The sequence below is a fragment of the Microbacterium salitolerans genome (assembly GCF_019720895.1).
In the GTDB taxonomy this organism is placed as follows: domain Bacteria; phylum Actinomycetota; class Actinomycetes; order Actinomycetales; family Microbacteriaceae; genus Microbacterium.
In genome coordinates, this window is record NZ_JAHKSH010000003.1 from 211,086 (window position 1) to 236,944 (window position 25,859).

27 protein-coding genes are annotated in these 25,859 nt (G+C 70.3%); 9 read left to right on the plus strand and 18 right to left on the minus strand.

The features are described from left to right. Positions 1-18: 18 nt before the first annotated feature. From KOL93_RS07530 to KOL93_RS07565, 8 genes are all read right to left on the minus strand, one after another. Complete coding sequence (locus tag KOL93_RS07530) at positions 19-1,926, minus strand: CocE/NonD family hydrolase (protein WP_221584727.1); 1,908 nt, start codon at positions 1,924-1,926, stop codon at positions 19-21. A gap of 115 nt (positions 1,927-2,041) precedes the next feature. Continuing rightward, positions 2,042-3,202: a hypothetical protein gene (locus KOL93_RS07535; RefSeq protein ID WP_221584728.1), complete on the minus strand. Its 1,161-nt coding sequence runs from the start codon at positions 3,200-3,202 to the stop codon at positions 2,042-2,044. After that, positions 3,196-3,963 carry a hypothetical protein gene (locus KOL93_RS07540; RefSeq protein WP_221584729.1) on the minus strand — a complete coding sequence of 256 codons (768 nt, stop codon included), beginning with the start codon at positions 3,961-3,963 and terminating at the stop codon, positions 3,196-3,198. The genes KOL93_RS07535 and KOL93_RS07540 overlap by 7 nt, the downstream gene beginning before the upstream one ends. Then, positions 3,960-4,958 (minus strand): VWA domain-containing protein, encoded by a 999-nt coding sequence (locus tag KOL93_RS07545; RefSeq protein WP_221584730.1) that lies wholly within the window; start codon positions 4,956-4,958, stop codon positions 3,960-3,962. Before KOL93_RS07545 ends, KOL93_RS07540 begins: the two co-directional genes overlap by 4 nt. Continuing rightward, a complete protein-coding gene (locus tag KOL93_RS07550; RefSeq protein ID WP_308291577.1) occupies positions 4,955-5,944 on the minus strand; it encodes a vWA domain-containing protein in 990 nt (329 codons plus the stop codon). Before KOL93_RS07550 ends, KOL93_RS07545 begins: the two co-directional genes overlap by 4 nt. Next, complete coding sequence (locus tag KOL93_RS07555; RefSeq protein WP_221584731.1) at positions 5,935-6,420, minus strand: hypothetical protein; 486 nt, start codon at positions 6,418-6,420, stop codon at positions 5,935-5,937. The genes KOL93_RS07550 and KOL93_RS07555 overlap by 10 nt, the downstream gene beginning before the upstream one ends. Then, a complete protein-coding gene (locus KOL93_RS07560) occupies positions 6,407-7,294 on the minus strand; it encodes a DUF58 domain-containing protein (RefSeq protein ID WP_221584732.1) in 888 nt (295 codons plus the stop codon). The genes KOL93_RS07555 and KOL93_RS07560 overlap by 14 nt, the downstream gene beginning before the upstream one ends. A 10-nt stretch (positions 7,295-7,304) precedes the next feature. Further along, positions 7,305-8,309, minus strand: coding sequence for an AAA family ATPase (locus tag KOL93_RS07565; protein ID WP_221584733.1), 1,005 nt, complete (start codon positions 8,307-8,309; stop codon positions 7,305-7,307). Positions 8,310-8,389: 80 nt separating this feature from the next. On the opposite strand from KOL93_RS07565, the gene KOL93_RS07570 reads away from it, so the two are divergent. After that, on the plus strand, positions 8,390-8,692 hold the full coding sequence (locus tag KOL93_RS07570; RefSeq protein ID WP_221584734.1) for a chorismate mutase: 303 nt from the start codon (positions 8,390-8,392) through the stop codon (positions 8,690-8,692). A gap of 227 nt (positions 8,693-8,919) precedes the next feature. On the opposite strand, the gene KOL93_RS07575 is transcribed toward KOL93_RS07570, so the two are convergent. The 8 genes from KOL93_RS07575 to purL form a co-directional block, all read right to left on the minus strand. Continuing rightward, the gene (locus KOL93_RS07575) at positions 8,920-9,654 is read right to left on the minus strand and encodes a hypothetical protein (protein ID WP_221584735.1); all 735 of its coding nucleotides are present in this window, start codon (positions 9,652-9,654) and stop codon (positions 8,920-8,922) included. Beyond that, entirely contained in the window at positions 9,651-10,589 is a 939-nt protein-coding gene (locus KOL93_RS07580) for an ABC transporter ATP-binding protein (RefSeq protein WP_221584736.1), read from the minus strand. Before KOL93_RS07580 ends, KOL93_RS07575 begins: the two co-directional genes overlap by 4 nt. 23 nt (positions 10,590-10,612) lie before the next feature. Then, on the minus strand, positions 10,613-10,993 hold the full coding sequence (locus KOL93_RS07585; RefSeq protein ID WP_221584737.1) for a GntR family transcriptional regulator: 381 nt from the start codon (positions 10,991-10,993) through the stop codon (positions 10,613-10,615). A gap of 228 nt (positions 10,994-11,221) precedes the next feature. Continuing rightward, the gene (locus KOL93_RS07590; protein WP_221584738.1) at positions 11,222-11,692 is read right to left on the minus strand and encodes an ASCH domain-containing protein; all 471 of its coding nucleotides are present in this window, start codon (positions 11,690-11,692) and stop codon (positions 11,222-11,224) included. A 187-nt stretch (positions 11,693-11,879) separates the two neighbouring features. Next, complete coding sequence (locus KOL93_RS07595) at positions 11,880-12,383, minus strand: hypothetical protein (protein WP_221584739.1); 504 nt, start codon at positions 12,381-12,383, stop codon at positions 11,880-11,882. 26 nt (positions 12,384-12,409) lie between these two features. Beyond that, positions 12,410-13,129, minus strand: a complete 720-nt coding sequence (locus tag KOL93_RS07600; RefSeq protein WP_221584740.1) for a hypothetical protein — start codon at positions 13,127-13,129, stop codon at positions 12,410-12,412. Positions 13,130-13,216: 87 nt separating this feature from the next. Next, entirely contained in the window at positions 13,217-13,375 is a 159-nt protein-coding gene (locus KOL93_RS07605) for a hypothetical protein (protein WP_221584741.1), read from the minus strand. Between the two features lie 7 nt (positions 13,376-13,382). Continuing rightward, entirely contained in the window at positions 13,383-15,692 is a 2,310-nt protein-coding gene (purL, locus tag KOL93_RS07610) for a phosphoribosylformylglycinamidine synthase subunit PurL (RefSeq protein ID WP_221584742.1), read from the minus strand. A gap of 121 nt (positions 15,693-15,813) precedes the next feature. On the opposite strand from purL, the gene KOL93_RS07615 reads away from it, so the two are divergent. Next, on the plus strand, positions 15,814-16,632 hold the full coding sequence (locus KOL93_RS07615; RefSeq protein ID WP_221584743.1) for an arylamine N-acetyltransferase family protein: 819 nt from the start codon (positions 15,814-15,816) through the stop codon (positions 16,630-16,632). 81 nt (positions 16,633-16,713) lie between these two features. Here the strand turns inward: KOL93_RS07615 and KOL93_RS07620 are convergent, their stop codons facing one another. Together KOL93_RS07620 and KOL93_RS07625 are read right to left on the minus strand one after the other, a co-directional pair. Beyond that, positions 16,714-18,150: a hypothetical protein gene (locus KOL93_RS07620; protein ID WP_221584744.1), complete on the minus strand. Its 1,437-nt coding sequence runs from the start codon at positions 18,148-18,150 to the stop codon at positions 16,714-16,716. A gap of 14 nt (positions 18,151-18,164) precedes the next feature. Next, the gene (locus tag KOL93_RS07625) at positions 18,165-18,764 is read right to left on the minus strand and encodes an LOG family protein (protein WP_260406079.1); all 600 of its coding nucleotides are present in this window, start codon (positions 18,762-18,764) and stop codon (positions 18,165-18,167) included. Positions 18,765-18,812: 48 nt separating this feature from the next. Between KOL93_RS07625 and KOL93_RS07630 the strand changes: the two genes are divergently transcribed. The 7 genes from KOL93_RS07630 (at position 18,813) to KOL93_RS07660 (ending at position 25,858) form a co-directional block, all read left to right on the plus strand. Continuing rightward, the gene (locus tag KOL93_RS07630) at positions 18,813-19,724 is read left to right on the plus strand and encodes a ketopantoate reductase family protein (RefSeq protein ID WP_221584745.1); all 912 of its coding nucleotides are present in this window, start codon (positions 18,813-18,815) and stop codon (positions 19,722-19,724) included. A 121-nt stretch (positions 19,725-19,845) separates the two neighbouring features. Beyond that, entirely contained in the window at positions 19,846-20,229 is a 384-nt protein-coding gene (locus tag KOL93_RS07635) for a hypothetical protein (RefSeq protein WP_221584746.1), read from the plus strand. A gap of 49 nt (positions 20,230-20,278) precedes the next feature. Continuing rightward, complete coding sequence (locus KOL93_RS07640; protein WP_221584747.1) at positions 20,279-21,598, plus strand: acetate and sugar kinases/Hsc70/actin family protein; 1,320 nt, start codon at positions 20,279-20,281, stop codon at positions 21,596-21,598. 118 nt (positions 21,599-21,716) lie between these two features. Next, complete coding sequence (locus KOL93_RS07645; RefSeq protein WP_221584748.1) at positions 21,717-22,436, plus strand: GNAT family N-acetyltransferase; 720 nt, start codon at positions 21,717-21,719, stop codon at positions 22,434-22,436. Positions 22,437-22,542: 106 nt separating this feature from the next. Next, the gene (locus KOL93_RS07650) at positions 22,543-23,835 is read left to right on the plus strand and encodes a sigma-54-dependent transcriptional regulator family protein (protein WP_221584749.1); all 1,293 of its coding nucleotides are present in this window, start codon (positions 22,543-22,545) and stop codon (positions 23,833-23,835) included. An 83-nt stretch (positions 23,836-23,918) separates the two neighbouring features. Then, entirely contained in the window at positions 23,919-25,466 is a 1,548-nt protein-coding gene (gene exaC, locus KOL93_RS07655; protein ID WP_221584750.1) for an acetaldehyde dehydrogenase ExaC, read from the plus strand. After that, entirely contained in the window at positions 25,466-25,858 is a 393-nt protein-coding gene (locus KOL93_RS07660; protein ID WP_221584751.1) for a DUF779 domain-containing protein, read from the plus strand. Before exaC ends, KOL93_RS07660 begins: the two co-directional genes overlap by 1 nt. Position 25,859 lies beyond the last annotated feature (1 nt).

Consider the following 25,859-nt stretch of genomic DNA (forward strand, 5'->3'; position numbering starts at 1 on the left):
CCCGCCCTCCGCTCCGCGTCAGGGCAGGAGCTGGATGTCGTTCGTCACGATCGAGTCGTCGATCTCGTCCGGCGACGGGACCAGCGACTGACCGGGCGCGAAGCTCGACATCGGGCCGACCACCGGGAGGTCGAGCGACGTCTGCTTCAGGTCGATCTCGTACTCGGAGGCGGCGCCGTCGAGCGTGACGGTCGCTCCGCGGTCGACGCCCATGACGACGAGTCCGAGCTGGTGTCCGGCCGGCACGACGAGGTCGTTCGGCAGCATCTCGACGGTGACGCGCTGCGTGCCGCCGTCGAGTCGCGCCCAGCCGCGTCCGAGCACTTGATAGTCGGTCTCTCCGATGCTCCGCTCGACGTCGAAGTAGCAGGCGTCGTCGACGTCGCTCGACTCGCCCCAGCAGCTCTCGGTGTCGAGCGTCACCGCGCCGTCGTTCTGCGTCAGGACGCGATCGGCCGGGCCGTAGTCGACGAGCCCCACCGTGATCTGCCCCACGTCGGCGGAGGTCGTGACGGTCGTCGAGACCGATGCCGTGCCGGACAGGCGCAGGTCATCTCGCAGCACCCCGGTCGTGAACAGCAGGCGGTGCGGGTTCTCGCCGTCGGCGAGGGCCGTCCCGAACCGCTGCTGCCGGTCGTTCACCCAGGCGGCGGATCCCTGCCGCCCGCCCGCTCCGAGCGAGAGGGATCCGTTCGCCTTCGGCCGCAGCTTCGCGACGCGGTCGACGATCGGCCAGGAATCGGACTCGGCCCACTCGTTCGGCGCGACCTCGACGTCCACCGCGGGCTCGTCGGACATGCCGTTCTCGATCCCCATGAGCTCCTGGTCGAACCAGCGGTGCAGCGTGTCGACCCACATGTCGCGGTCGCTGTCGAAGGCGTCGACGTGGCCCAGCCTCGTCAGCAGCATCTTGCGGTCGACGTCGTTCTCGACGAGGAGCTCCCAGAAGCGGCTGACGTGGTGCATGTCGACGTTGGTGTCCTGCAGGCCGTGCATGATGAAGACCGACGCCTCGATCTGCGAGGCGTCGCCGAGGGTGCCCTCGCGATAGTCGCGCTCGGCCCACCAGTCGGTGTACAGGCCGGTGTCGTCTGCCGCGTCGATGTCCATCTGGTCCCAGATCGCGGTGCAGTCCTGCGGCATCGTGCGGTTCCCGCCGACATACGACGAGAGCCACCGCGGGTATCCGTACGAGTACGGGATGTTCTGCGCGCGGTCGTAGTCGTACCACGACGAGATCGCGCTGATCGGCACGATGGTCTCGAGGCCGTCGGGCGCCATCGCGGCGACCCCGTTGGCGATCGTGCCGTCGTACGACTTGCCGATCATGCCCGTCTTCCCGTTCGACCAGTCGGCGACGGCCGCGGATCCGTCGGCGTAGGTCGCCGTCGCGTTCCCGTTGAGCCAGTCGACGGCCGCCTTCGCCGAGAGGATGTCACTTGGGCCTCCCTGGTCGACGCACCCCGTCGAGCGCGACGTGCCCGCCATGTCGACGGAGACGTACGCGTAGCCGCGCGGCACGAAGTAGTTGTCGTAGTACAGCGGGGACTTCTCGATGACGCCGTTCTCGTCGTACGTCTTGCGCTCGGCCTCGTTGCCGCGGCCGCTCGTCGAGTAGTACGGGCTCGCATCCATGATGACGGGCACGTCGGCCGCGCCGTCGAGCTCGGCAGGACGCACGATGTCGAGGGCGATCTTCTCGCCGTCCCCGTCTCCGTCGAGATCGGGCGCGTCGACCCACACCGACTCCTTGACCGCCGAGTCGTAGTCGTATGCGACGGCGGTCGTGCCGTCGTCGCCGAGGACGTACGGATCCGGCTCCTCCGCCGCGATGGCCGGAACGACGGTCGTCGCGACGAGTGCTCCTGCGGCGACGATCGACAGCGCGCCGACGCGCGCCGATCTCTTCGTGAACAGCGTTGTCACAGTGTCTCCTTGTCGAGCTTCAGGACGCCGGACGGCGCACTGCCCCCGATTCGGAACATATCGGTTCGGCGTTGCCGGGTGGTTTCGATCTTCCGTCGGGCCGACAGCAGCCGCGTCAGTTCACCGGGCTGTCGGCGATGCGGCGCTCGAACTCGTCGACGTCGTTCTCGCTGAGTCGTTCGGGCGCCTGGAACACCAGATCCAGTCCTTCGATCGGCTCGCCGGGGTCGACCGTGGCCTCCTCGGCGGCGCGGAAGTCGCCTGTCGGGTCGTTCGAGAGGTCGGTGATGATCGCCCACATCAGGGTCGGCGACGGGCCGTACGCGCCGTCGCCGTCGATCTCGGAGGTGCCGTACTCCCAGACGGCCTGCGTCGCGGGGTCCGCGCTGCCGTAGAGCGCCTCGAGCGACGCCTCGTCCATGTTGCCGCCCTCGTTGAGCGGATACAGCGAGTAGTAGGCGCCGTCCGCGTAGAGCACCTCGTCGATCGTGCGCATCATCGCGGCCTTCTCTGTCGGATCCTGCACGGCCTGCTCCGTGCGCCACGTCGGCGCGATGTACCGCTGCAGCATCGATTCGCCGCCGTAGCCGTTGCGCTCGGGGCGCGCTTGCGCCTCGGAGATCTGCACCCACGTCACGCCGTACTCGGCCGACAGGCGGTCGCGGATCTCCTGCGACAGCTCGTCGATGCTCTGCTGCGTCTGCTCGAGGGAGCCGTGCGACAGGATCGCGTCGGGGTTCATGTCCTTGATGCCGGGGTAGGCGACGCGCTCGCGCTCCTCCGGCGTCATCGTCCCGTCGTAGTCGCCCGTCACCGTCGAGACGAGGGCGCTCGTCGCCCCCATCGTGCCGATGTTGCAGACGAGGGCGATGGTCAGGGCTGCCCCGGCGAGCAGCCGCGCGCGTGGGACGAAGAGGGATCCGATCACGAGCGCCAGGATGATCAGCTGCACGACGAGCATCGTCGCGCTGACGAGCTGATGCCCCTCGCCGCTGACGAGCAAGCCCGTCATGACCAGCGCGAACACGATGACCGCCCCGAGGGCACCCCAGCCGAGCGGATGGGACGGCGCGGATCGACGCGGGCGGGAGGGCTGCGGCGCCGACGGCGCGAGCGGGATCCGCGTCGGATCGTCGGGGAAGCGGCGCTCGCCGCGGTACCCGCCCGGCGGAGGCAGGGGAGGGGCGCCGGCGTCGGCGGCGATGTAGTCGCGAGACATCCGGCGGTTCGCATGGGCGCGCGGATCGTGCGCCGGGGGCTGCGGTTCGGTCACCATGGCCTGTCCACCCCGGGCTCTGCGCCGCCCTCCTGGCTCTCGTCGCGCTCGTCCCGCTCGCGCTGGCCATTCTGCAGCTTCTCCTCGATGTCCTCGAGGTCGCCCTCGCTCGGGCCCTTCTGCTCGTCCTGCTCCTCGGGAGACGGCTGCTCCTCGCCCTCGTCCTGCTGCTCCTCTTCCGGCTGCCCCTGCTGCTTCTGCGTCAGACGCTCCTCGAGCTGGTCGAGCGTCTCCTCGGGGTCGCGCTGCGGATCCGGCGACTGCTCCCGCGCCTCCTCGCTGCGGCACTCCTTCGGAGTGTCGAGCGTGATCTGCAGCGCCTCGCCGTAGAGCGCGGCGGCACCCGCGGGGTCGGCGGCGCGGGCCGCGTCGCCCATGCGCTCGATCGTGATCGCCAGGTTCGTGCGGACCGGGCAGACGTCGAGACCTGACGCGAGCGGCAGCGCGCGCTCGAACTCGGCGCGCGCCTCGGGCAGCTGCTCGTCGAGGCCGTATCCGACACCGAGGTCGTAGGGCGCCTTCCACGGCTCGAACCAGTTGAGGGGCTGCAGGTGCTGCGCGGCGGCGACCGTCTGCGGAGCGTCGCCGCGCACATACGCCTCGATCGACTGGTGCGCGAAGGCGTACATGGCGAGGATCTTCACGACGAGCGCGAGGGCGAGCAGCACGACGGGAGCGCTCACGAGAGCGATCCACAGGCGTGCCCGCTGCCGCTTCCTCGTGGCGTCGCGGAGGGCTGCCATCGGGTCGGGAGTCGTCATCGGGTCTCCTTCGCGGGGCGCGTGCTGCGGAGGGTCGCGCGCAGGCGGGCGGCGCCGAGCGCGACCTCCGACAGCAGCAGCGCTGAGACGACGATCGCGACGGCCCACGACAGCTCGGTGCGCGCACCGAGCGTCTCATCGCCCGTCACGGCGGTCGTCTCCTCGGGGGCGGCGGGGAGCGCGATGTCCGAGTCCGCCGTGCGGTGCGCGTAGGGGACACCGAGCTGATCCGCGATGGTCTCGAGCGACGCCTCGTCGATCGTCGACAGTGCGGTCTCACCCTCGTGCTGGATGTACGGCGGATCCTCCGTGCCGTCGCCGAACTCGGGCATCGGGCCGCCCTCCGCCGTGCCGTATCCGAGCACGGCGCCCCCGTCGATCCACTCGGCGGCCGGTGCGAACGACTCGGGCTCGCGGGCCGTCGTCTGCTCGCCGTCGCCGAGGTAGAACGCCATGCGCGCACGACCGTCGGCGTCGGGCCCCTCGGCGGCGGCCTGCACCGTCTCGGCGAGCAGGGGAGCGGCGAGCGCGATCGAGGATCCGGCCGCGTACGCGGTCGCGGGCGGGGTCAGGACCTCGAGAGCCGACAGGACCGCGTTCTGGTCGGTCGTCAGCGGCAGCCTCTGCTGGGCCGAGTTGTCGAACGTGATCAGGGAGAACCGCGCGCCGGGGTACGCGTCGACGATCGCGCGTGCGTCCTGACGGACGCCCTCGAGTCGCGCCGCGTCGCCGGCCCAGTCCTCCGCGGTCATGCTCGTCGTGCTGTCGACGACGAGGAAGACGTCGACGTTGGTCGTGACGGTCGCGGCGGATCCGTCGGGGATGCCGGGGCGCAGAGCGAGCACCCCGCAGGCGAGGACCAGGAGCACGCGCAGCGCCCACGTGGTGCGGGCGGCGACGGATCGCGCGCGTACGAGCGCCCAGATCGCGAGAGCGAGCACCGGCAGCACGATGAGTGCGAGCAGCGCGGGGTGGAGGACGGGGAGGAGGCTCATACGCGGGCCCTCCAGGCGACGACGATGCCGGCGAACACCGTGACGATCAGCACGATGATCCACGGCGCCGGGGCATCGGTCTCGACCGTCTCGGCGGTGCCCATGAGGGCGCGCGCCTCCTGCTCCTGCACGTCGGCGATGATGTCGCCGACCGTCGTCGCACCCCGCAGGCCGTACGCCTCGCCGTCGGTCGCCTCGGCGGCCTGAACGAGCTGCCGGCTGACCTCCGACCGATCGTCCTGGATGGGGTTGAGGGCGAACACGCGGATCTCGTGGGACGCCGAGTAGGCGGCGGCCTCCTCGAGCGAGACGATGCTCTGGCCGACGAGCTCGTTGTCGGTCGCGAGGATGATCGACCGTGAGCGCTCCTCGCCGGCGTGGTCGAAGCGCAGCGCGCACGCGGCGAGCCCGTCGCCGATGAGGGAGGATCCCGGGCCGTCGAGCGTGCCCGTCCACTGCTCGGGGAGCTCCTCGCTCGTGCGGTTCTCGATGCTGTCGCGCAGCGACGTGACGCGCTGCTCGATGAAGGCGTAGTCGTCGGTGAGGGGGAAGACCTGCACGGGCGAGGCGTTGAAGATCGTCAGCCCGATCCGCTCTCCTTCGAACCCGTCGAGCAGTTCGGTGAAGACGTCGAGGATCTCGACGTCGACATCGCTCATGGATCCCGAGACGTCGAGGCAGAGCATGATGTCGCGGCTGTGGTTCTCGGGGATGATCGTCTGCAACTGCACCGGGCGCGCCGTCACGACGCCGCCCACGACGGCCGCGCCACCGGCGAGCACCACGATCGCGCTCAGCGCGATGAGGCGCAGGCGCGTGGCTCTGCGCACCGCCGGCAGCCGCCGGATGCGTTCGGCGCGCGAGACGAGCGCGCCGGTCTGCGTGCGGGGCCGCTGCCTTCGTCCGCCCCACACGAGGCCGATCGCGAGGACGACGATCACGGCGGCGAGCGCCGCCAGCGGGATCCACCAGACGGTCAGTGCCACGCGGTCACCACCCTGCGGGCGGCCTCGGCGCCGGCGACAGGATCGACGACCATGCCGCGGCGGAACAGGCTCGGGTAGTAATGGCGTCGCAGCGCGTCGATGAGCGCCGGGTGCACGCCGCGCTCGGCGAGGTCGTCGAGTGCGAGCACGGGGGTCTCGAGACCGGTGTACTCGTTGACGAACGCGCGCGTGAGCGCGCTGAGCTCGGCGTTCGCGTGCTGCGCCGTGATGGCCTGCGCCTGATAGGCCGCCTCGATCTGGCCGATGCGGTCGAGATAGTGCGAGCGCAGCCGGTCGAGATCGGTGCCGGTCGGCGGGGCGGGCTCGGGCGAGAGGAACGCGTCGATCCTCGGCGGACGCGTCAGCGCCCACACGATCCATGCGCCCGCCGCGATCGCGACGAGCACCGCGAGCGCGATCAGCAGCCAGAGCGCGCCGTACTGCACGGGAGGGTAGAGGTCCTCAGGACCGGACATGCGACCTCCTCGCGAGCATGGCGAGGATGCGCGGCACGGCCGTCTCGGCATGCGACAGCTCGGCGTGGCTCACCTCGAGTCGGTCGAGGGTCGCCGCGCGCCGGCGGCCGGCCTCGGCGCGCTCGGCGGCGAGGTCGGCCACGACCTGCGCGTCGCCGTGGAGGAACTCGGGGACGAGCCACCCGCTGTCGACGTCGCGGCGGGCGATCTCGACGCGATGATCGAGGACGGGATCCGCGTCGCGCACCGTGACCCAGAGCACGTCGTGCTGCACCTGGAGGCGCCGCAGCAGGCTCTCGTGCGCGGGCGAGATCGGCTGCTCGTCGGTGACGACGACGAGGATCGTGCGCTTCTGGACCGTGCGCGCGACCGAGCCGAGCAGCGTGTCCCGCGAGCTCGCGGGCGAATCGAGCGACGTCGCCGCCGAGATCGCCCGAAGGGCGTGCTCGAGACCGGCCTCGGAGCGCCGCGGCGGCGTTCGCGTCACGCCGCTCGCGTCGCCGTGGATGACCGACACGTCGTCGCCGTGGCGCGTCGCCAGCAGTCCGAGGGATCCGACGGCGAGCACCGCGAGCTCGCTCTTGGGACGCTCGTCCGGAGACAGCGCCGCCATGCCGTGTCCCGTGTCGACCGCGAAGACGACCGTGTGCATGCGCGTCGCGCGCGACCGCTTGATGAGCAGCTCGCCCGCCCGCGCCGTCGCCCGCCAGTCGACATCGCGCACGTCGTCGCCGTGCTCGTACTCCCGCAGATCCTCGAAGTCGAGGCTGCGGCCGCGCTGCAGCGACGCGTACGCGCCGTCGAGCGGATGCGACGAGGCGAGTCGCGTCTGGATGAAGAGTCTGCTCTTCACCGCGGTGAGCAGGGCCGTCATCTGCCGGCTCCTACGGTGTCGGGACGGCGGCGAAGATGGCGTCGATCAGCTCTTCGCTGCGCACGCCGTCGGCCTCGGCCTCGAAGGTGAGCAGCACACGGTGGCGCAGGACGAGGTATCGCAGCTCGCGGACGTCTTCGGGGATCACATGCGTGCGTCCCTGGATGAGCGCGAGCGCCCGCGCCGCCTGCAGGAACGCGATGGATCCGCGGGGGCTCGCGCCGTACTTGATGTAGCGGGCGCGCTCCTCGCCGATGTATGGCCCGGGATTGCGGGTGACGTACGTGAGGCCGACGATGTAGTTCCGGATCGCCTCGCTCACGTGGATGCGTGCGGCGACGTCGTGGAGCAGCGCGACATCGTCGAGCGAGGCGCTCGAGGCGACGTGATTGTCGGGGTCGAGCGCGCCCGAGTCGATCCGCGTGAGGATCTCGAACTCGTCCTGCGGACTCGGGTAGCTGACGATCTCCTTGAGCAGGAAGCGGTCGAGCTGCGCCTCGGGGAGCTCGTACGTGCCCTCCTGCTCGATCGGGTTCTGCGTCGCGATGACGAGGAAGGGGCGCGGCAGGCGGTGCACCTCGCCGCCGATCGTCGTCTGGCGCTCCTGCATCGCCTCGAGCATCGCCGACTGGGTCTTGGCGCTCGACCGGTTGATCTCGTCGAGCAGCACGAAGTTGGCGTGGACGGGGCCGAGCACCGTGCGGAAGGATCCCGTCGACGCGTCGTAGATCTGGTTGCCCGTGATGTCGCTCGGCATGAGGTCGGGTGTGCACTGGATGCGCTTGAACGACGCCTGCACGGTGTCGGCCAGCGTCATCGCCGCGGTCGTCTTCGCGAGGCCGGGCACGCTCTCGAGCAGGATGTGCCCACCGGCGATCAGGGCGACGAGCAGACTCGTGCGGAGCTCCGCCTGCCCCACCATCTTCGCGGCGTACGAGGTCGAGATGTGGTCGAGCACCTCGCGTGCGCGCGCCAGCTCGGCCTCGTTCGGCGCGGTCTTCTGCTGATCCGTCATGTGTCCCCCATCGACGGATCCACGGTAGCGCGGACCTCCGACATGCGGAGCGGGCAGGAGTGCCCCGATACGCTCGGAGCATGAGCGAGACGCACGAGGATCCCCTGGCAACACTGCTGCGCCTGCGCGCCAGCATCGACAACATCGACGCCGCCCTCGTCTACATGCTCGCCGAGCGCTTCCGGTGCACGAAGCAGGTCGGCGAGCTGAAGGCCGCCAACGACCTGCCGCCGAGCGACCCGGCCCGCGAGGAGCTCCAGATCGCACGCCTGCGCGAGCTCGCCGAGCAGGCGGAGCTCGATCCCGAGTTCGCGCAGAAGTGGTTCCGCTTCGTCGTCGCCGAGGTCATCCAGCACCACCAGCAGGCCGCGGGCGGGAACTAGTCCCGCGGGTCCGCCGTGGTTCGCTGTGGGGCCGCTGCGCGGTCGCGTCCCCGGCACCGCAGTCCCCCGATCGGCGCTCCGCGCGGATCTCCCGCCAAGCCCGATGCCAGCGGCGCCGGGGACGCGGCCGCTCCGCTCCTCGGGCAGTGCGCATCAGCTTCTCAGGCGCGCCGCACAGAAGAACGCCGGGGAACGCGATGCGCGCTCCCCGGCCGTCTCTCCGTGCGCTACGCGACCGCCCTCCGCAGCGTGAGCGAGGATCCGCCCGCGAGGATCACGGTCAGCGCGAGCCCATAGAGCGTGAGCAGGACGGGACCGGACTCGCCGAACCACTGGAACACGGAGCCCCACCATTCCATGCGCGTGATGAGGAATCCCAGGCCGACGAGCGCGAGCCCGATCGCCATCAGCACGATCGTCAGCACCATCGTGCCCCAGCGCTTGTAGATCGTGGCGGCCCAGAACCCGACGACGAACACGAACATCATGACGGTGAAGTAGGTGAGCCACGCGGCCCAGATGCCCGGCTCCCACAGCCACGGCAGATGCGCGACGTACCCGTTGATGCCGTAGCCGTCGGTCGCGAGCTCGAACAGCCCGATGAGCACGAACGCCGTCGCGAGTCCGGCCGCGCTGACCGCCGCCGCCGCGAGCGTGCCGAGGTAGAACTCGCGCCTGGTCACGCTCATCGCCTGCGAGAACGGGAAGGTGAGCGTCAGCGCTTGCACGCCGATGACGGCGAAATACCACATGGGCGCCTGCGCCCCGCCGCCCCACATCGGCTCGTCGGTGGGGATCATCGCGAAGATCGCGAGCGAGATGACGATCGTGCCGCCCAGCACGCTCAGCGGCACCCAGACGAAGGTCTGCGTGTTGATGAACTGCATGCGGATCACGTTGAGGATCCGGTTGCCGGAGGACGTGCGCGTCGGCAGATCGGTGAGGGGGTGTGCGGTGGTCATCGCAGGGCTCCTTCCTGCTCGGACGTGTCGATCGCGTTGAGATCGTTCGCGTCGGTGCTCGCGCTCGCCGCGTGGCGCGTCGAGCGCACGATGAGCTCCTGCAGCGAGACGGGAGCGAGGTCGAGGCCCGCGGCGCGTGCCTCGTCGAACTCGGACGGCGACAGCTGGCCGAGGAAGGTGACGGAGGCGACCCGGCCGAGCGACTCGCGGTGGATCACCTCGCGTCGGCCGATGAAGCGCTCGACGACCTGCGCGTCTCCGACGAGGTTCGTGGCGCGCTCGCGCGCTTCCTCGGTCGACTGATCCATGATGATCTGCCCCTTGTCGATCACGAGGACGCGCTCGATGAGGTTCGAGATCTCGTCGATCAGGTGGCTCGACAGCAGGATCGTGCGCGGGTGCTCCGCATAGTCGGCGAGCAGCCGGTCGTAGAAGATCTGGCGCGCGACCGCGTCGAGGCCGAGGTACGGCTCGTCGAAGAACGTGATCTCGGCGCGGGAGGCGAGTCCGATGATGACGCCCACCGCCGACAGCTGGCCGCGCGAGAGCTTCTTGATGGTCTGCTTCATCGGCAGCTGGAACTCGTCGATCAGCTCGTCGCAGATCGCCTGATCCCAGTTCGGGAAGAACAGCCGCGCCGCACGGAATGCGTGCTTCGCCTTCGCGTCGTCGGGGTACTTCTGGCTCTCGCGCACGAAGCAGATGCGCCGCAGCACCCTGCTGTTCTCGTACGGATCCTCGCCGAACACCTTCACGGATCCGCTGGTCGCGAAGTTCTGCGCGGTCAGGATCGACATGGCGGTCGTCTTGCCGGCGCCGTTGCGGCCGAGGAACCCGTAGATGGCATTGCGCTCGATGTCGAAGCTGACGCCGTCGAGTGCGAGGGTGTCCTTGTATCTCTTCGTGAGGTCGCGGACCTGGATGACGGGGTCCATGTGATCCCTTTCGGTGTGCGGCGCTACGGCCGCGGTGAGGACGTGGAGGGGGTCGCGTACTGCGCGATGAGGGTCGCGACGTCATCGGGACCGAGGTCGAGCTTGCGAGCCTCGTCGATGAGTGGGGCGATGTACCGCTCGGCGAAGGCGGTGCGGCGCTCGGCGAGAACTCGCTCGCGCGCGCCGTCGGAGACGAACATGCCGATGCCTCGGCGCTTGTACAGCACGTCCTTGTCGACGAGCATATTCACTCCCTTCGCTGCGGTGGCCGGATTGATGCGGTAGAAGGCGGCGAGTTCGTTGGTCGAGGGCGCCTTCGTCTCCTCCGGCAGGGTGCCGTCGACGATCTGGTCTTCCACCTGTTCGGCGATCTGCACGAACAGCGGCTTGCCCTCGTCGAACATGCACGCCTCCGGTTGCTGTGTTGGTTACTTACTGGACTAATGAACCATGGAACGTGAGCGGCGTCAAGCCCCGCGCCGATTCCCGCAGTGCGGGCGCACGGCAGGCCAGGGCGTGGAGCGGCGGCAACACAACGCAGTCGTTCTCAGCGCCGACGCTGCGACGGCCGGCGTGTCGGGGGCGCTTGGTGGTGGATCGACTGCGTTGTGTTGGGGGCCGGGAGCCGGCGGTCAGATCGAATAGACCACGCGGAAGCGTTCGCACACGATCGGCATGTCGTCGCGGAAGCCGCGATCGTGGCTCGCGTAGCGCGTGAAGAAGTCCTGATGGATCCGCCGCCACGACGCGAGCGTGCGGTCGTCCTCGCCCTCGGAGAAGGCGTGCTCCTCGGTGACGTCGCGGAACGGCGCGACCTCGACCGACGTGTTCTCGAGGACGGCGCGGGGGGCGCCAGCCCCGTCGAGGATCACGTCGTGCTCGCCTACTCGTGTGACCGGCTCGCCGTCCGCCTCGTAGTCCCAGAGCGATCCGGCCGTGCCCGTCTTCGTCCCGGCGAGCACGAGGGCGAGCAGCTCGTCGGCGTGCTCGGGCGTCGCGCCGAAGCCCCACACACGGTCGGCGGGAGGCGGGTCCGCGGGAAGCGCCGGGACGGCGGCGCGGGCGGCGCGCCAGAACTCGGCGATGTCGGGGGAGGCGGTCACCTCGTCATCCTCGCACGGTGGCCACCAGCACAACGCAGTCGATTCGCCCGCTGGAGCGCCGTGGGGGCGCTTCTGGGGGTGTTTCGGCGCAGAATGACTGCATTGTGTTGGGCGCGGGTCGGGAGCTCGTGTCGCGGGCTCGGCATCAGGCGTCGGGCGCCGCGTGGCGAGCCCGGAGAACAGCGCCTCAGGCGTCGCAGGTGTCGCAGATGCCCGTCGACGGCAGCACCATGAAGCAGGTGGGGCAGATCGCCTCGGGCTTCTCGGGCACGGACGGGCGCGCGGGCGGTCGCGTCGTGCCCTGGCGCGTGCCGCGCCGGGCCGGCTTCTGCTCGACGATCGGACCCGAATCGGGATGGGTGACGCCCCATGCGCCCTGGAAGCGGCGGCTCGGCCAGCGCTCGACGTCGCCTGCGCGCCGCACGGCGTCGCTCTCGGACCGGAAGCCGGTCGTGTATCCCGCGTGCACCTCGAGACCCGGGCCGCCGCCGCGGCGCGTCACCCGGAACCAGGAGCCGAAGCCGATGAGCTCGGCCACGTCGGTGCTCTCGACGATGCGGCGGATGAGCGCCTGATTGGCCGAGGGGGTGCGGTATCGCTGGAACGCCTCCTCCAGCGAGGCGAGCGACGTCGGGCGCTCCCGGCTCTTCTGCGTGCGCGCGCGGTCGGCCGTCTCGGGAGTCTCGTTCATTCCTCCCAGGGTACTCTCCGCCGGCGTCAGGACCCGCGCTCGAGCTGGCCGGCGACCTTCTGCTCGAGGTTCTGAACGCTCTTGTCCGACAGCACGATGAGCCCGTCGAGTTCGTCGCGCACGCGGCGGTAGGCGGTCTGCCGCTCGGCGGCCGTCGCCGACTGGTCGACGGCGACGTTGAGCACCTGCTGCGCACGGGCGAGGCGCTGCCGCTCCGATTCGGTGAAGCCGGTGTCGCGGACGCGCCGGGCCTCCTGCTCGGCGACGTCGAACGCGACCTCGTAGTCGTGCACGGCGTCGCGGTACTCTCCGTACGCCTCGGCGTCGATGCGCGCCTCGGCGGCGTGGGGCCGCAGGGCGTCGGCGACCTTCTTCGCGCGGAGGAACGCGGCAGTGTGCGGATCCCTGCCGTCGCTCATCGTCGGAAAGGCGATGAGCTTCGCCGCGTCGAGCTCGTACTCGAGCCAGCGACGCGACACCTCGTCGTGGGTGTCCATGAGGCGCTGGATGCGGTCGGATCGGCTCTGCACGTCCGCCTCTTCGACGGCCTCCGGCGTCAGCTGCGCCCCCGACGAGATCGCCTGCGCGCGGGCCTTCGCCTCGATGATTTCGAGCTTGCGCTTGTGCGAGAGCTCCTCCTGCTCGCGCCACCAGCCCTTCGCGGATCCGACGATGCCGACGATCGGCCCGGCGACGACGAACCCCAGCCACCAGTAGCTGCCAATGAAGTTCAGCAGGGCATCCATGGTCGTCATCGTACGAGGCGGGCCGCACTCCGACACGGGATCCGAGTGGATCCGTGACGTCTGTCATGCCGGTCGGAGCGCCGCGCCCTACCCGAACAGGAGCAGAAGGACGGTCGCTCCGCCGCCCGTGAGGATCAGCGAGCCGATCACGATCCACGCGACCGTGCGGATGCGCTGGTTGCGCTCGTAGAGGTACGACGGCTTGTCGTCGTCGCTCTCTTCGAGCTCGGGAGGGACGTTGCTCATCGTGCGATCAGCCCTTCTGCTCGGCGATGGTCGGGCCGAAGTGCTTCGGTAGCGTCGAGGCGGACAGCTCGCGGAGCTCGGCGGCGGAGAACGTGCACACGTCCTGGATCTCGAGGTCGCTCTCGGTGTCGGTGACGCCGATGCGCATGACGGGGTAGCCGCGCCCCTCGCACAAGCCGCGGAACTTGACGTCCTCTTCGCGCGGGACCGTGACGAGAACGCGGCCCGTCGACTCGGAGAAGAGGGCGTTCGAGAGGTCGACGCCGTCGCGCGTCATGAGCTCGCTCAGCCAGACCCGGGCGCCGACGCCGAAGCGCATGACGCCCTCGGCAAGGGCGAGGGCGAGGCCGCCCTCGGAGAGGTCGTGCGCGCTCGAGATGAGCCACTCGTCGCGCGCCGCCTGGAGAAGGCCGCCGAGGCGCTTGTGCGCCGGGAGGTCGACGACGGGGGGCGTGCCGCCGAGGTGACCGTGGATCACGTCGGCCCAGGCGGAGCCGCTGAGCTCGCCCGCGGTGATGCCGAGCAGGTAGATGTTCTCGCCCGCGTCCTGCCAGCCGCTGGGGATGCGGCGGGAGACGTCGTCGATGATGCCCATCACGCCGACGACGGGCGTCGGGTGGATGGGGGTGTCGCCCGTCTGGTTGTAGAACGAGACGTTGCCGCCCGTGACCGGGACCGCGAGCTCCTGGCAGGCGTCGGACAGGCCGTCCACTGTCTGCGAGAACTGCCACATGACCTCGGGGTTCTCGGGGGATCCGAAGTTGAGGCAGTCGGTGACCGCGGTCGGCACGGCGCCCGTGACGGCCACGTTGCGGTACGCCTCGGCGAGGGCGATCTGCGCGCCCTGATAGGGGTCGAGCTGGCAGAAGCGGCCGTTGCAGTCGGTCGCGAGCGAGACGCCGAGACCGGACTGCTCGTCGACGCGGATCATGCCGGCGTCGTCGGGGAACGAGAGGGCGGTGTTTCCGAGCACGTAGTAGTCGTACTGGTTCGTGATCCAGCTCGTGTCGGCGAGGTTGGGGCTCGCGACGAGTTGCGCGAGCTGCTTCTTCAGCACCTCGGGGTCGTTCGATCGGGGAAGCGCGCCGGCCGAGTCGTCCTGCAGCGCATCGATCCACGTCGGGCGGGCCACGGGGCGGTCGTAGACGGGGCCGTCGACGGCGACGGTCGACGGGTCGACGTCGACGATCGTCTCGCCATCCCAGGTGATGATGAGGCGGCCGTCTCCGGTGACCTCGCCGAGGACGCTGGTCTCGACGTCCCACTTGCCGGTGACGGCGAGGAAGGCATCGAGCTTCTCGGGAGCGACGATCGCCATCATGCGCTCCTGCGACTCGCTCATGAGGATCTCCTCGGCGGTGAGCGAGGGGTCGCGGAGCAGCACGCTCGTGAGCTCGACGTTCATGCCGGATCCGCCGTTGGCCGCGAGCTCGCTCGTGGCGCAGGAGATGCCGGCCGCGCCGAGGTCCTGGATCGCCTCGACGAGCTCGCCCGAGTAGAGCTCGAGGCAGCACTCGATGAGCACCTTCTCGGCGAACGGGTCGCCGACCTGCACGGCGGGGCGCTTCGTGGGGCCGCCGTCGCTGAACGAGTCGGACGCGAGGATCGATGCGCCGCCGATGCCGTCGCCGCCCGTGCGCGCGCCGAAGAGGACGACCTTGTTGCCGGCGCCCGTGGCATTGGCGAGGCGGATGTCCTCGTGGCGCATCACGCCGACCGCGAGCGCGTTGACGAGGGGGTTGGCCTGGTAGCAGGAGTCGAACACCGTCTCGCCGCCGATGTTGGGCAGGCCGAGCGAGTTGCCGTACGAGCTGATGCCCGCCGTGACGCCGTGGACGACGCGCGCCGTGTCGGGGTCGTCGATGGCGCCGAAGCGCAGCTGATCCATGATGGCGACGGGGCGGGCGCCCATCGAGATGATGTCGCGGACGATGCCGCCGACGCCCGTGGCCGCGCCCTGGAACGGCTCGATGTACGACGGGTGATTGTGGCTCTCGACCTTGAAGGTGACGGCCCATCCCTCGCCGACGTCGACGACGCCCGCGTTCTGGCCCATGCCCACCATGAGGCGCTCGCGCATCTCGTCGGTGACCTTCTCGCCGAAGCGCTTGAGGTACTTCTTGCTCGACTTGTAGGAGCAGTGCTCCGACCACATGACCGAGTACATCGCCAGCTCGCCCGACGTGGGGCGGCGGCCGAGGATCTCGCGGATCTCCGCGTACTCCTCGGGCTTCAGGCCGAGGGCCTCATACGGCTGCTCGCGGTCAGGGGTCGCGGCGGCGTTCTCGACGGTGTCGGCGACGTGTTCGATGGTCACGCGTGAGGCTCCAGAAGTGCGGCGGGGCGGGGTGGGTTCAGTCTAGTTGGCGAGATCGGCCGTTTCGGGCGAGAGGTGCCGACATCGGGCCCGCTCTCGGCGCCCTGGGTACGATGCCCGCATGGACGCTGCGGTGCGGGTCGACGATGAGGCTCTGTGGGGATCCGAGGCGCTCGACCTCGATCGCTACCTCGAGCGGATCGGGCTGCCGCGGCGCGACCCCTCGGCCGAGGCGCTCGCCGAGCTGCACGAGGCGCACGTCCGCACCTTCACCTTCGACGACGTCGATGTGCTGCTGGAGCAGCATCCCGGTGTCGATCTCGCCGCGGTGCAGGAGAAGTTCCTCGGTCGCGGCAGAGGCGGCTACTGCTTCGAGCACTCGACCCTGTTCGCGGCGGCTCTCGCGCGCCTGGGCTACGGCGTCACCCGTCGCCTGGGCCGGGTCGGCGACCCCGTGCGCGCGGCCCGGACGCATCTCGTGGTCGGGGCGGTCGTCGACGGTCGCCGCTACTTCTGCGATACCGGCTTCGGGTTCTCGATCGTCCGCCCGGTTCCGTGGCACGACGCCACGGAGGTCGACTTCGACGGCTCGCTGTTCCGCTTCCAGCACGGCGTGCACGGCTGGGAGCTGCACCGGAGGGGTTCCGACGGCTGGCAGCTGATGCACACGACCGACGAGCTTCCGGTCGTTCCGCAGGACGTCGTCGTGGGGCATCACTTCACGAGCACGTCCCCGACGTCGCACTTCCGGCGCGACCTCGTCGTGGCGCGGCTGATGCCCGAGGGCCACGTCACGCTGACGGCACGCGGCATCACGATCCGGCGCCCCGGCGCGGCGACGGAGCGCCGCGAGCTGGGCCCTGACGAGGTCGGGGACTGGATCCGCACCCTCGCCCCGTCCCTGTCGGAGGACGAGCTCGCGGCGCTCCTCGCTCGCTGAGGTCCGCGAAAGTGGTCGTTCCCTCCGAGAGTGGGGCATGCAGCACCCACTCTCGCGAACAGCACCCACCCTCGGCGCGAGTCAGACGTCGCCGCGGCCCGCCGCGAAGGACCCCTGGAGTGCGCTCCAGCGGACGCTCTTCAGCAGCGTCCCCGCGAGATAGACGGCGGCGCCGGCGATGATCGCGGCGGGCGCGCTCGCGAGCCAGGCGAACGCGGCGCCGGCCGCGACGAGCGACCCCGTGCCGCGCAGGACGCGGTGCAGGCGCATCGCTCGCCGCACACGGTGCCGGGCGGCCACCACCACCGGGGCGGGGTCGGACTCTCCCGCGTGCGTGATCTGCCGATCGAGTTCGGTGAGCACCTCGATCTCGTTCGCGAAGTACCGCGCGTGGTCGGCGAGCGATGCCGACTGGACGATCTTCGTCACGCGGCTCGGGTCCCCGAGCACCGTGAACGGGTGCGACACCAGGTCGAACGTGGCGCACATGTCGACGCCGGGGAGATCGGGCCGGCACAGGTCGCGGACGCCCTCGACGGCGGGCGAGAACACGCGGGCGTAGACGATCACGGCGAGCGCGATGAGCGGGATGCATACGAGTGCGGCCAGGGCACCGGGCGAGAACATGGCGCTCGCGACGGCGTCGGGCACGGAGGTCGGATCCGTCCTGAGCGCCCGGACGGCCGCGACGGCACCCGCGATGGCCTCGAAGACGCCGACGAAGAGCGCCCTCATGACGACGAGAGCGGCGGCGACGTAGGTGAGGATCGCGACGACGAGCGCGACGATCGACGCGCCGGGCACCCCGAGCGATGCGCGCACCGGCGCGAGCAGCGCCTGCCCCGTGCCCATCGTCACGAGGGTCGTGCGGTTGGGATCCAGGACCCGTGAGGCGTTCGTCGCGATCGCGCCGCCCTGCGAATGGCCGATCAGCACCGTGTGCTGCGCGCCGACCTCGAGGACGCGCGCGGCGACCAGCTCGATGACCCCGAACCGTGTCTCGGGGTCGCTCGTCCAGCCGAGCGCGTCGGTGACGAAGTGGCGCAGCTGCGGCACGATCACGACGCCGATCGAGAGCGGGATCGCGAGCCCGATCGCGAGGGTGCCGATCACGAGCATCCACGTCATCGCCCGGACGATGCGCCACAGGTACAGGAAGAAGTCGCGGAAGCGCGCTCCCGGCATCTCGGCGACCACCTGCCCGTTGACGAGCAGGTGGACCGCGCACAGGACGAACAGGGTGCGCAGGAACCACCAGGCCGCGCGCCACCGCGACGGCTCGCGCATCTCGGCGTGCCACATGAGGGGATCCAGCACGAGCGAGCGCCCCGATGCGTCCGCCAGGTGCGCGTGGCCCGGGCGGAAGACCTCGCAGGGGTCGGGGCAGGGCTGCGACGACCACCCGCTCGGCGACGCGTGCAGGTGCGCCGCCAGGCTCTGCACGGAGTACTCGGCGAATGCCTCGTGATCGCGGACGCCGATGCCGTGGATGACCGGGGCGTAGATGTCGAGAGGCACGTGTCGCGGGTGGGTCAGGCGTCTGACATCTCGGCGTGCGCCTCCCACTTCGGGGTCGGCGCCCGCCACGAGCGAAGCGCGTCGAGCAGCTCGTCCGGCGACGTCGCCACGATGAGGCCGTCGCGCAGCTCCGCCTTGACGAACCCCTCGGAGACCAGGCGGTCCATCAGGTCGAGCAGCGGCTGCCAGAAGCCGTCGACGTCGTACAGCGCGATCGGCTTGGCGTGGATCCCGAGCTGCAGCCAGGTCCACGCCTCGAAGAACTCCTCGAGCGTGCCGATGCCGCCGGGCAGCGCGACGAACGCGTCGCCGAGCTCGGCCATGCGCATCTTGCGTTCGTGCATGTCGTCCACGACCTCGAGCCGCGTGAGCTCTTCGTGCGCGATCTCCTTGTCGACGAGCACCTTCGGGATGACTCCGTAGACCTCGCCGCCGGCATCGCTCGCCGCCGTCGCGACCGCGCCCATGAGCCCGACGTTCCCGCCGCCGTAGACGACGCCGATCCCCTCGGAGGCGAGGGCGGATCCGACCGCGACCGCCGCCTCCCGATAGGTGGGCTTGGACCCCGGGGAGGAACCGGTGAACACGGTGACGCGCGAGATCGAGGAGGGCATGGGGCCAGCGTATTCGGAGCGGCGCCGACCCCCGAATAGGATCGCTCCATGCGCATCGCGATGATCGGAATCGGGGCCCTCGGCGGCATCTATCTCGATCGGCTCGCACGCGGCCTGCCCGACGCGGACGTCGTGGTGGTGGCCGACGGCGAGCGCGCCGATCGGCTCGAGCGCGACGGCATCACGATCAACGGCGAACGCCGCGTGTTCCCGGTCCTGCGACCGGGCGACGCGACGTCGTCCGCCGATCTGCTGATCATCGCGACGAAGGCGGCCGGCCTCGACCCGGCGATCGCCCTCGCCGCTCCCCATGTCGGCAGGGGCACGATCGTGCTGAGCCTCATCAACGGGATCCACAGCGAGCCGATCCTGGCGCGTGCGTTCCCTCGGGCGCACGTGGTCCCCTCCATGACCGCGGGCAGCGACGTCATGCGGCGGGGGAACGAGATCCGGTTCGCGAACTTCGGACGCATCGCGTTCGGCGACACGGCGCAGAGCGACGCGGTCCGGCGCCTCGGCGAGGTCTTCGCCGGGGCCGATGTCCCCCACGAGATCCCGCGCAACATGACGCACGTGCTGTGGTGGAAGTTCATGGGCAACGTCGGAATCAACCCGGCCTCCGCGCTCCTCGACGCGACCTACGGCGAGTTCCAGGGCGGCGACTCGCCTGCCGGCGCGGTCATGGTCGCGGCGCAGCGGGAGCTCATCGCCATCGCGAACGCGAAGGGCGTCGCGCTCGGAGAGGACGACCTCGCGGAGTGGCTGCGCGTCGTCGGCACCCTCGACCCCGCGGGTGAGACCTCGATGCTGCAGGACATGCGCGCCGCCCGCCCCACCGAGATCGACATCTTCGCCGGCGTCGTGGTCGAGATGGGGCGCGAGCTCGGCATCCCGACGCCGGTGAACGAGACCCTCTTCCACGGCATCCGAGCGCGTGAGCGGATCCTCGGATCCCGCTGACGAGCCGGGCGTGTGGGAGGCCAGTATCCTCAGGGGAGGAGCCGACATGCGTGTACGGTGACAGTGGCGGGCGGAGAGCCCCGCGCGCGTCGCGCAGGCTCGAGGCTGGAGGGGCAGAACGATGGCGGAGACCGCATCCACGCGCAAGGTGCAGATCACCGTCCCCGTCGCCGACGTCTCGGTCATCGAATGGCTGGACGCCCAGTACTCGACGGCGGAGTCGATCCGACGCCTGATCCGCGAGTCCGTGGCCCGCGAGGGCTTCGTCGACGTCGCCAATCGGCCCGTCACGCCGCCGGCGCACCCCGCGGCCGTGACACCCGACGTGCCGCTCGATCGGTCCGCCGCCCCCGACGTCCCTCTCGACAGGTCCATCCCGGATGTCGCCGATGATCCGGCTGACGAGACCGAGGTCGACCCCGAACCTGCGGCGAAGAAGACGCGCCGTCCGACCGCCGCGGCCACCGCCGCGTCGAACACGATCGACGACCTCCTCGGCTTGTGACTCCCCTCATCTCCCACCACACGAAGCGGAACGAAAGGCTTCTCCCCCTATGACCGCGGACACCATCCATCTCACTGGCGGCATCGACGTCGGCAACGGGTACGTCAAGGGCATGATCCTGAACACCGACACCGACGTGCGGGACCGGATCGACCTTCCGAGCGCGGCTGTCGCGACACCGCGCCAGTCGCCGAAGGTCCCCATCGAAGACGCGGACGCCGCGCAGGTGATGGTCGACGCCGAGCAGGACTTCTACAACCGCCTCGACGCCTCCTTCTCGTCGCCGCTGGTCGCCGACAGCGACCGCCGTATCTTCGGTCGCGCCGCACTCAGCGTGCGCGGATCCGTCTTCACCGAGTTCGAGGTGCACGACGGGCACGCGAGCAAGGCCGACCAGGAGCTGAGCAAGCTCCTCGTGCTCGGCGTCTTCGCCGCGAAGGCGCTGCGCGACCACGTGCGCGCCGAGGGCTCGCTGCCCCGACAGGAGCTCCGCGTCAAGGTGCGGGCGGGACTGGCGCTCCCGATCGCCGAGTTCGTCGCACGCCGTTACGGCCACGCCGGTGAGTTCATCGGCGGCAAGGGCTCGTCGGTGCACCTCGTGACGATCAAGAACTTCAACACGCCCGTGAGCGTGCGTCTGGAGTTCGAGGACGTGCAGGTCGTGGCCGAGGGCGCCTCGGCGCAGTTCGCGATCACCGAGAAGGGCGAGCCGCTCGCCGATGCGCTGCTGGCCGACCTGCGCTCGCGCGAGCTCGGGATCCTCCCGGGTGTCACGGGCGCCGACCTGGTCGCCGCGCAGAACACGATCGGCATCGACGTCGGCGAGGGCACGGTCAACTTCCCCGTGTTCACGATGGGGCGCTTCAACGCCGAGGCCGCGTCGACGCTCGAGCTCGGCTACGGCACGATCCTCGAGAACGCCCTCGATCGCCAGGACGAGGCCGATCTGCGCTTCACCAGCCGTAAGCAGCTGGCTGACTTCCTGCAGACGACCCCGACCGTGCTGCAGCGTGGCCGTCACCAGCGTGCGCAGCGCCTGGTCGAGCCCGACATCAAGCACCTGGTCGAGCAGATCCGCCGTTCGTTCAGCGAGACGCTCAGCCAGTCGGGTGAGTCCACCGAGGTCGTCTACGTGTACGGCGGCGGTTCGGGTCCCATCAAGGACGCGCTGTACCCGGTGCTCATCGAGGCGGCCGGCGACGTGCCCGTCCTGTACCTCGACGCGCGGTACTCCCGGCACCTGAACCGCGAGGGACTCTTCCTCGCCGTGCGTGCGGCGGAAGAGGCGGCCAACGCGGCGAAGGACGCGCCGGCCGAGTCGCGCCGTGCGACGCGCACCAAGGAGAAGAAGCCGGCCGCAACGGCCTGACGCGCTCCATCGACGACGGCGCCGTTCCGAGAGGGACGGCGCCGTCGTCGTGCGCGAGAGGGAACACGGATGCCCGCTCCCGTGTTGCACGCTGAGCCGGCCCCGACGAAAGGCGCTCATGACCACTGTTCTCCCGTCCTCCGACTCGACGGCGACCCCGGATGCCGTGCTCGATGCGCCAGCGTGGTCCTCGCTCACGGGCGCGCACGCGCATCTCGCGATCGGCAACGCGCTCGTCCGCCGATACCCCGACGACGTGTCGCCCTTCGCCGGTGTCGCCTCCTGGGAGGATCCGGACGTCTGGGGCGCATTGATCGAGGAGTTCGGGACGGGAGCCGAGACGATGATCTCGCATGCGGACCCCGCCCTCCCGGCGGGCTGGTCCGAGATCTGGCGGGGGAGCGGGCTGCAGCTCGTCGAGACGGATCGGCTGACGCCGGCGCCCTTCGCGGACGCGGTCGAACTGGGCGCCGACGATGTCGAGGACATGCTCGCGATCGTCTCCCGCAACCAGCCGGGACCGTTCCTGCCGCGCACGCACGAGCTCGGGCGCTATGTGGGGGTGCGTCGCGGCGGACGCCTCGTCGCGATGGCGGGCGAGCGCCTGCATCCGGACGGCTGGACCGAGATCAGCGCCGTCTCGGTCGACGAGGAGGTGCGCCGACAGGGCCTCGCCTCGGCCCTCACCCTCGACGTCGCGCACGCGATCCGCGCGCGCGGCGACCGGGCGTTCCTCCACGCGTCCGCCGCGAACACGGGCGCCGTCGCCGCGTACGAGAAGCTCGGCTTCGAGCTCCGTCGCCGCGTGCCGTTCCTGCGGGTGCGCACGCCCGCGTAGGCGATCTCCGCGACCGCGAGGAGAACTGCCCCGCACGTGCTGACACCGCGCGTCGGGCGGCATACACTCGACGTCACCACCTCCCTCGACGGCGATCGGAGCGTGCATGGCGTCTCCCTGGGCTGCGGCGCAGAGCGGATCCTCGCGGCTGATCCTCGAGCGCGCCTACGACGAGCTCCTCGCCGGGCATGCGGGGGATCCGCGCCTGCAGGACGTTCGTGCGGTCGTGCGCGAATCGTGGATCCGCTCGCTCGACTCCCTCGTCGCGCCGGACGGGATCCCGGAGCTCGACTTCGCCGGCGAGGCCCTTGAGGTGCACCGGCGGGCGCATCCCCTGGCGGCGAGCATGGAGATGATCCGCGGACTGCTGCTGCCCGGCGACGTCGATGAATCCGGCGTGGTCGTCGCGGTGGGCGATGCCGCAGGGCGCCTGCTGTGGATCGAGGGCGACCGCGAGGTGCGTGCGAGCGTCGGCGAGATGGGGTTCATCGAGGGGGCGAACTGGTCCGAGGAGCGCGTCGGCACCGCCGCCCCCGGGACGGCGCTCGCGCTCGATCGGTCCGTGCAGGTGCGCGGGTCGGAGCACTTCAACCGCCATGTGCTTCCGTGGTCGTGCACGGCGGCCCCCGTGCATGACCCCGAGACGCGTGCGCTCATCGGCGTCATCGACGTGACCGGGCGCGAGACGGCGGCCGCGCCGCAGGCGCAGCTGCTGGTCGACGCGACCGTGCGGGCCGTCGAGAGCGAGCTGCTCATCGCCCGCATGCGACAGCGCGACGAGCGGCCTCGCCGGCGCGCTGAGGCGACGCCCGCCCGTATGGTCCTCCGCGTGCTCGGGCGCGATCGCGCGATCCTCGAGGCGGGCCGCGCATCCGTCGCCCTCGGGGTGCGCCATGCGGAGGTCCTGTTCCTGCTCGCCGCGCATCGCGACGGGCTCAGCGCCGAGCGTCTCGCGGAGCTCGTCTACGGGGATCCGCGCGCCGTCGGCACTCTGCGGCCCGAGCTCGTCCGTCTGCGCAGGGTCCTCCACACGCACGCCCTGCCGCTCACGCTCGAGTCGCGGCCGTACCGGCTCACGGGGCCCCTCGACACCGACGCGCAGGACCTCCTGTCGCTGCTCGATCGTGGCGCGCACCGGGTCGCGCTGGCGGCGTGGAAAGGCGACGTGCTGCCCGACTCCCGTGCTCCCGGCGTGGAGGAGTTGCGCGAGACCGTGCGAGGCGCTCTCCGCGAGGCGATGCTCGACGAGGCCGGCGTCGACGCGCTCCACGACTACCTGCAGACCGACGTGGGCCGAGACGACATGGAGGCCATGCGGCTCTGCCTCGGCATGCTGCCCGCGAAGTCGCCGCGTCGCGCGGGCCTCGTCGCCCGTCTCGAGCGGTGGGGGCGGGTCTGACGCAACTCGTTGCAACTCCCGGCGGCGTAGCGTCGCGCACGACGCGGCAGTGCCGCCGCGGACGCCATCAAGGGAGACCAGCGATGACCATCGTCGAAGAAGCCGTTTCGAGTGCCTACGCGGCCCCGGGGGCCGCCGGATCCGTCGTGAGCTACCAGCCGCGCTACGGCCACTACATCGGGGGCGAGTGGGTGGATCCCGTCCAGGGCGGGTACTTCGAGAACCCCACGCCCATCACCGGTAAGACGTTCACGGAGATCGCCCGCGGCACGGCTGAGGACGTCGACCGCGCCGTCGATACGGCGTGGAAGGCCTTTGAGGGCTGGAAGAAGACGTCGCCGACCGAGCGCGCGAACATGCTCAACCGGATCGCCGACCGCATGGAGCAGAACCTCGAGCGGCTCGCGGTCGCCGAGACGTGGGAGAACGGCAAGCCCGTCCGCGAGACGCTCGCCGCCGACATCCCCCTCGCGATCGACCACTTCCGCTACTTCGCGGGCGCGCTCCGGGCGCAGGAGGGATCCCTCAGCCAGCTCGACGGCGACACTGTCGCCTATCACTTCCACGAGCCACTCGGCGTCGTCGGGCAGATCATCCCGTGGAACTTCCCGATCCTCATGGCGACCTGGAAGCTCGCGCCGGCGCTCGCCGCGGGCAACTGCGTCGTGCTGAAGCCGGCCGAGCAGACGCCCGCGTCGATCATGCTTCTGATGGAGATCATCGGCGACCTCATCCCCGACGGCGTGCTGAATATCGTCAACGGATTCGGGATCGAGGCGGGCGCGCCGCTCGCGTCGCATAAGCGGATCCGCAAGATCGCCTTCACGGGGGAGACCACGACGGGCCGCCTCATCATGCAGTACGCGTCGCAGAACCTCATCCCCGTGACGCTCGAGCTCGGCGGAAAGAGCCCGAACATCTTCTTCGAGGACGTCGCCCGCCAGAAGGACGACTACTACGCGAAGGCGCTCGAGGGCTTCGCGATGTTCGCCCTCAACCAGGGCGAGGTGTGCACGTGCCCCTCGCGCGCGCTGATCCAGAAGTCGATGTACGACGACTTCCTCGGCGACGCGCTCGACCGCGTCGGGAAGATCACGCAGGGCAACCCGCTGGATCCCTCGACGATGATCGGCGCGCAGGCGTCGAACGACCAGTACGAGAAGATCCTCTCCTACATCGACATCGGCAAGCAGGAGGGCGCGAAGGTGCTCACGGGCGGCGAGCCCGTCGATCTCGGGGGCGAGCTCTCGGGTGGGTACTACATCACGCCGACGGTGTTCGAGGGATCCAACAGCATGCGGATCTTCCAGGAGGAGATCTTCGGGCCCGTCGTCTCGGTCACCGACTTCGCCGACTACGACGACGCGATCGCCACCGCGAACGACACCCTCTACGGGCTCGGGGCCGGGGTCTGGAGCCGCAGCGCCGATACGTGCTACCGCGCCGGGCGCGCGATCGAGGCGGGTCGCGTGTGGACGAACACCTATCACCAGTACCCGGCGCACGCCGCCTTCGGCGGGTACAAGCAGTCGGGCATCGGCCGAGAGAACCACCTGAAGATGCTCGACCACTATCAGCAGGACAAGAACCTCCTGGTGTCGTACGCCGAGGGGCCCGCGGGGCTGTTCTGATGACGGATCCCGTGGAGAGGGTGGCGGTCTCGGGGGAGGCCGCCGCCCTTCTGCGCACACTGACGGCGCAGCATGGTCGACTCATGTTCCACCAGTCGGGCGGCTGCTGCGACGGCTCGTCCCCCATGTGCTATCCCGTCGGGATGTTCCTGACGGGGCCGGGCGACGTGCTGCTCGGCACGATCGACGTCGGGCTCGACGATGCCATCGAGGTGTACATGTCGGAGAGCCAGTTCGAGTATTGGAAGCACACACACCTCACGATCGACGTCGTCGACGGTCGCGGCTCGGGCTTCAGCGTCGAGGCGCCGACCGGGAAGAGGTTCCTCATCCGCTCACGTCTGCTCTCGGACGAGGAGGTGCGGGAGCTCGGACTGCTCGATGGGGCGTAAC

What these genes read in the sequence shown, in the direction of transcription:
- KOL93_RS07535 (WP_221584728.1), bottom strand. Translation starts at nt 3,202, where the DNA reads ATGGTGACCGAACCGCAGCCCCCGGCGCACGATCCGCGCGCCCATGCG.
- KOL93_RS07540 (WP_221584729.1), bottom strand. Translation starts at nt 3,963, where the DNA reads ATGACGACTCCCGACCCGATGGCAGCCCTCCGCGACGCCACGAGGAAG.
- KOL93_RS07545 (WP_221584730.1), bottom strand. Translation starts at nt 4,958, where the DNA reads ATGAGCCTCCTCCCCGTCCTCCACCCCGCGCTGCTCGCACTCATCGTG.
- KOL93_RS07555 (WP_221584731.1), bottom strand. Translation starts at nt 6,420, where the DNA reads ATGTCCGGTCCTGAGGACCTCTACCCTCCCGTGCAGTACGGCGCGCTC.
- KOL93_RS07560 (WP_221584732.1), bottom strand. Translation starts at nt 7,294, where the DNA reads ATGACGGCCCTGCTCACCGCGGTGAAGAGCAGACTCTTCATCCAGACG.
- KOL93_RS07565 (WP_221584733.1), bottom strand. Translation starts at nt 8,309, where the DNA reads ATGACGGATCAGCAGAAGACCGCGCCGAACGAGGCCGAGCTGGCGCGC.
- KOL93_RS07570 (WP_221584734.1), top strand. Translation starts at nt 8,390, where the DNA reads ATGAGCGAGACGCACGAGGATCCCCTGGCAACACTGCTGCGCCTGCGC.
- KOL93_RS07575 (WP_221584735.1), bottom strand. Translation starts at nt 9,654, where the DNA reads ATGACCACCGCACACCCCCTCACCGATCTGCCGACGCGCACGTCCTCC.
- KOL93_RS07580 (WP_221584736.1), bottom strand. Translation starts at nt 10,589, where the DNA reads ATGGACCCCGTCATCCAGGTCCGCGACCTCACGAAGAGATACAAGGAC.
- KOL93_RS07585 (WP_221584737.1), bottom strand. Translation starts at nt 10,993, where the DNA reads ATGTTCGACGAGGGCAAGCCGCTGTTCGTGCAGATCGCCGAACAGGTG.
- KOL93_RS07595 (WP_221584739.1), bottom strand. Translation starts at nt 12,383, where the DNA reads ATGAACGAGACTCCCGAGACGGCCGACCGCGCGCGCACGCAGAAGAGC.
- KOL93_RS07600 (WP_221584740.1), bottom strand. Translation starts at nt 13,129, where the DNA reads ATGGATGCCCTGCTGAACTTCATTGGCAGCTACTGGTGGCTGGGGTTC.
- KOL93_RS07605 (WP_221584741.1), bottom strand. Translation starts at nt 13,375, where the DNA reads ATGAGCAACGTCCCTCCCGAGCTCGAAGAGAGCGACGACGACAAGCCG.
- KOL93_RS07615 (WP_221584743.1), top strand. Translation starts at nt 15,814, where the DNA reads ATGGACGCTGCGGTGCGGGTCGACGATGAGGCTCTGTGGGGATCCGAG.
- KOL93_RS07625 (WP_260406079.1), bottom strand. Translation starts at nt 18,764, where the DNA reads ATGCCCTCCTCGATCTCGCGCGTCACCGTGTTCACCGGTTCCTCCCCG.
- KOL93_RS07630 (WP_221584745.1), top strand. Translation starts at nt 18,813, where the DNA reads ATGCGCATCGCGATGATCGGAATCGGGGCCCTCGGCGGCATCTATCTC.
- KOL93_RS07635 (WP_221584746.1), top strand. Translation starts at nt 19,846, where the DNA reads ATGGCGGAGACCGCATCCACGCGCAAGGTGCAGATCACCGTCCCCGTC.
- KOL93_RS07640 (WP_221584747.1), top strand. Translation starts at nt 20,279, where the DNA reads ATGACCGCGGACACCATCCATCTCACTGGCGGCATCGACGTCGGCAAC.
- KOL93_RS07645 (WP_221584748.1), top strand. Translation starts at nt 21,717, where the DNA reads ATGACCACTGTTCTCCCGTCCTCCGACTCGACGGCGACCCCGGATGCC.
- KOL93_RS07650 (WP_221584749.1), top strand. Translation starts at nt 22,543, where the DNA reads ATGGCGTCTCCCTGGGCTGCGGCGCAGAGCGGATCCTCGCGGCTGATC.
- exaC (WP_221584750.1), top strand. Translation starts at nt 23,919, where the DNA reads ATGACCATCGTCGAAGAAGCCGTTTCGAGTGCCTACGCGGCCCCGGGG.
- KOL93_RS07660 (WP_221584751.1), top strand. Translation starts at nt 25,466, where the DNA reads ATGACGGATCCCGTGGAGAGGGTGGCGGTCTCGGGGGAGGCCGCCGCC.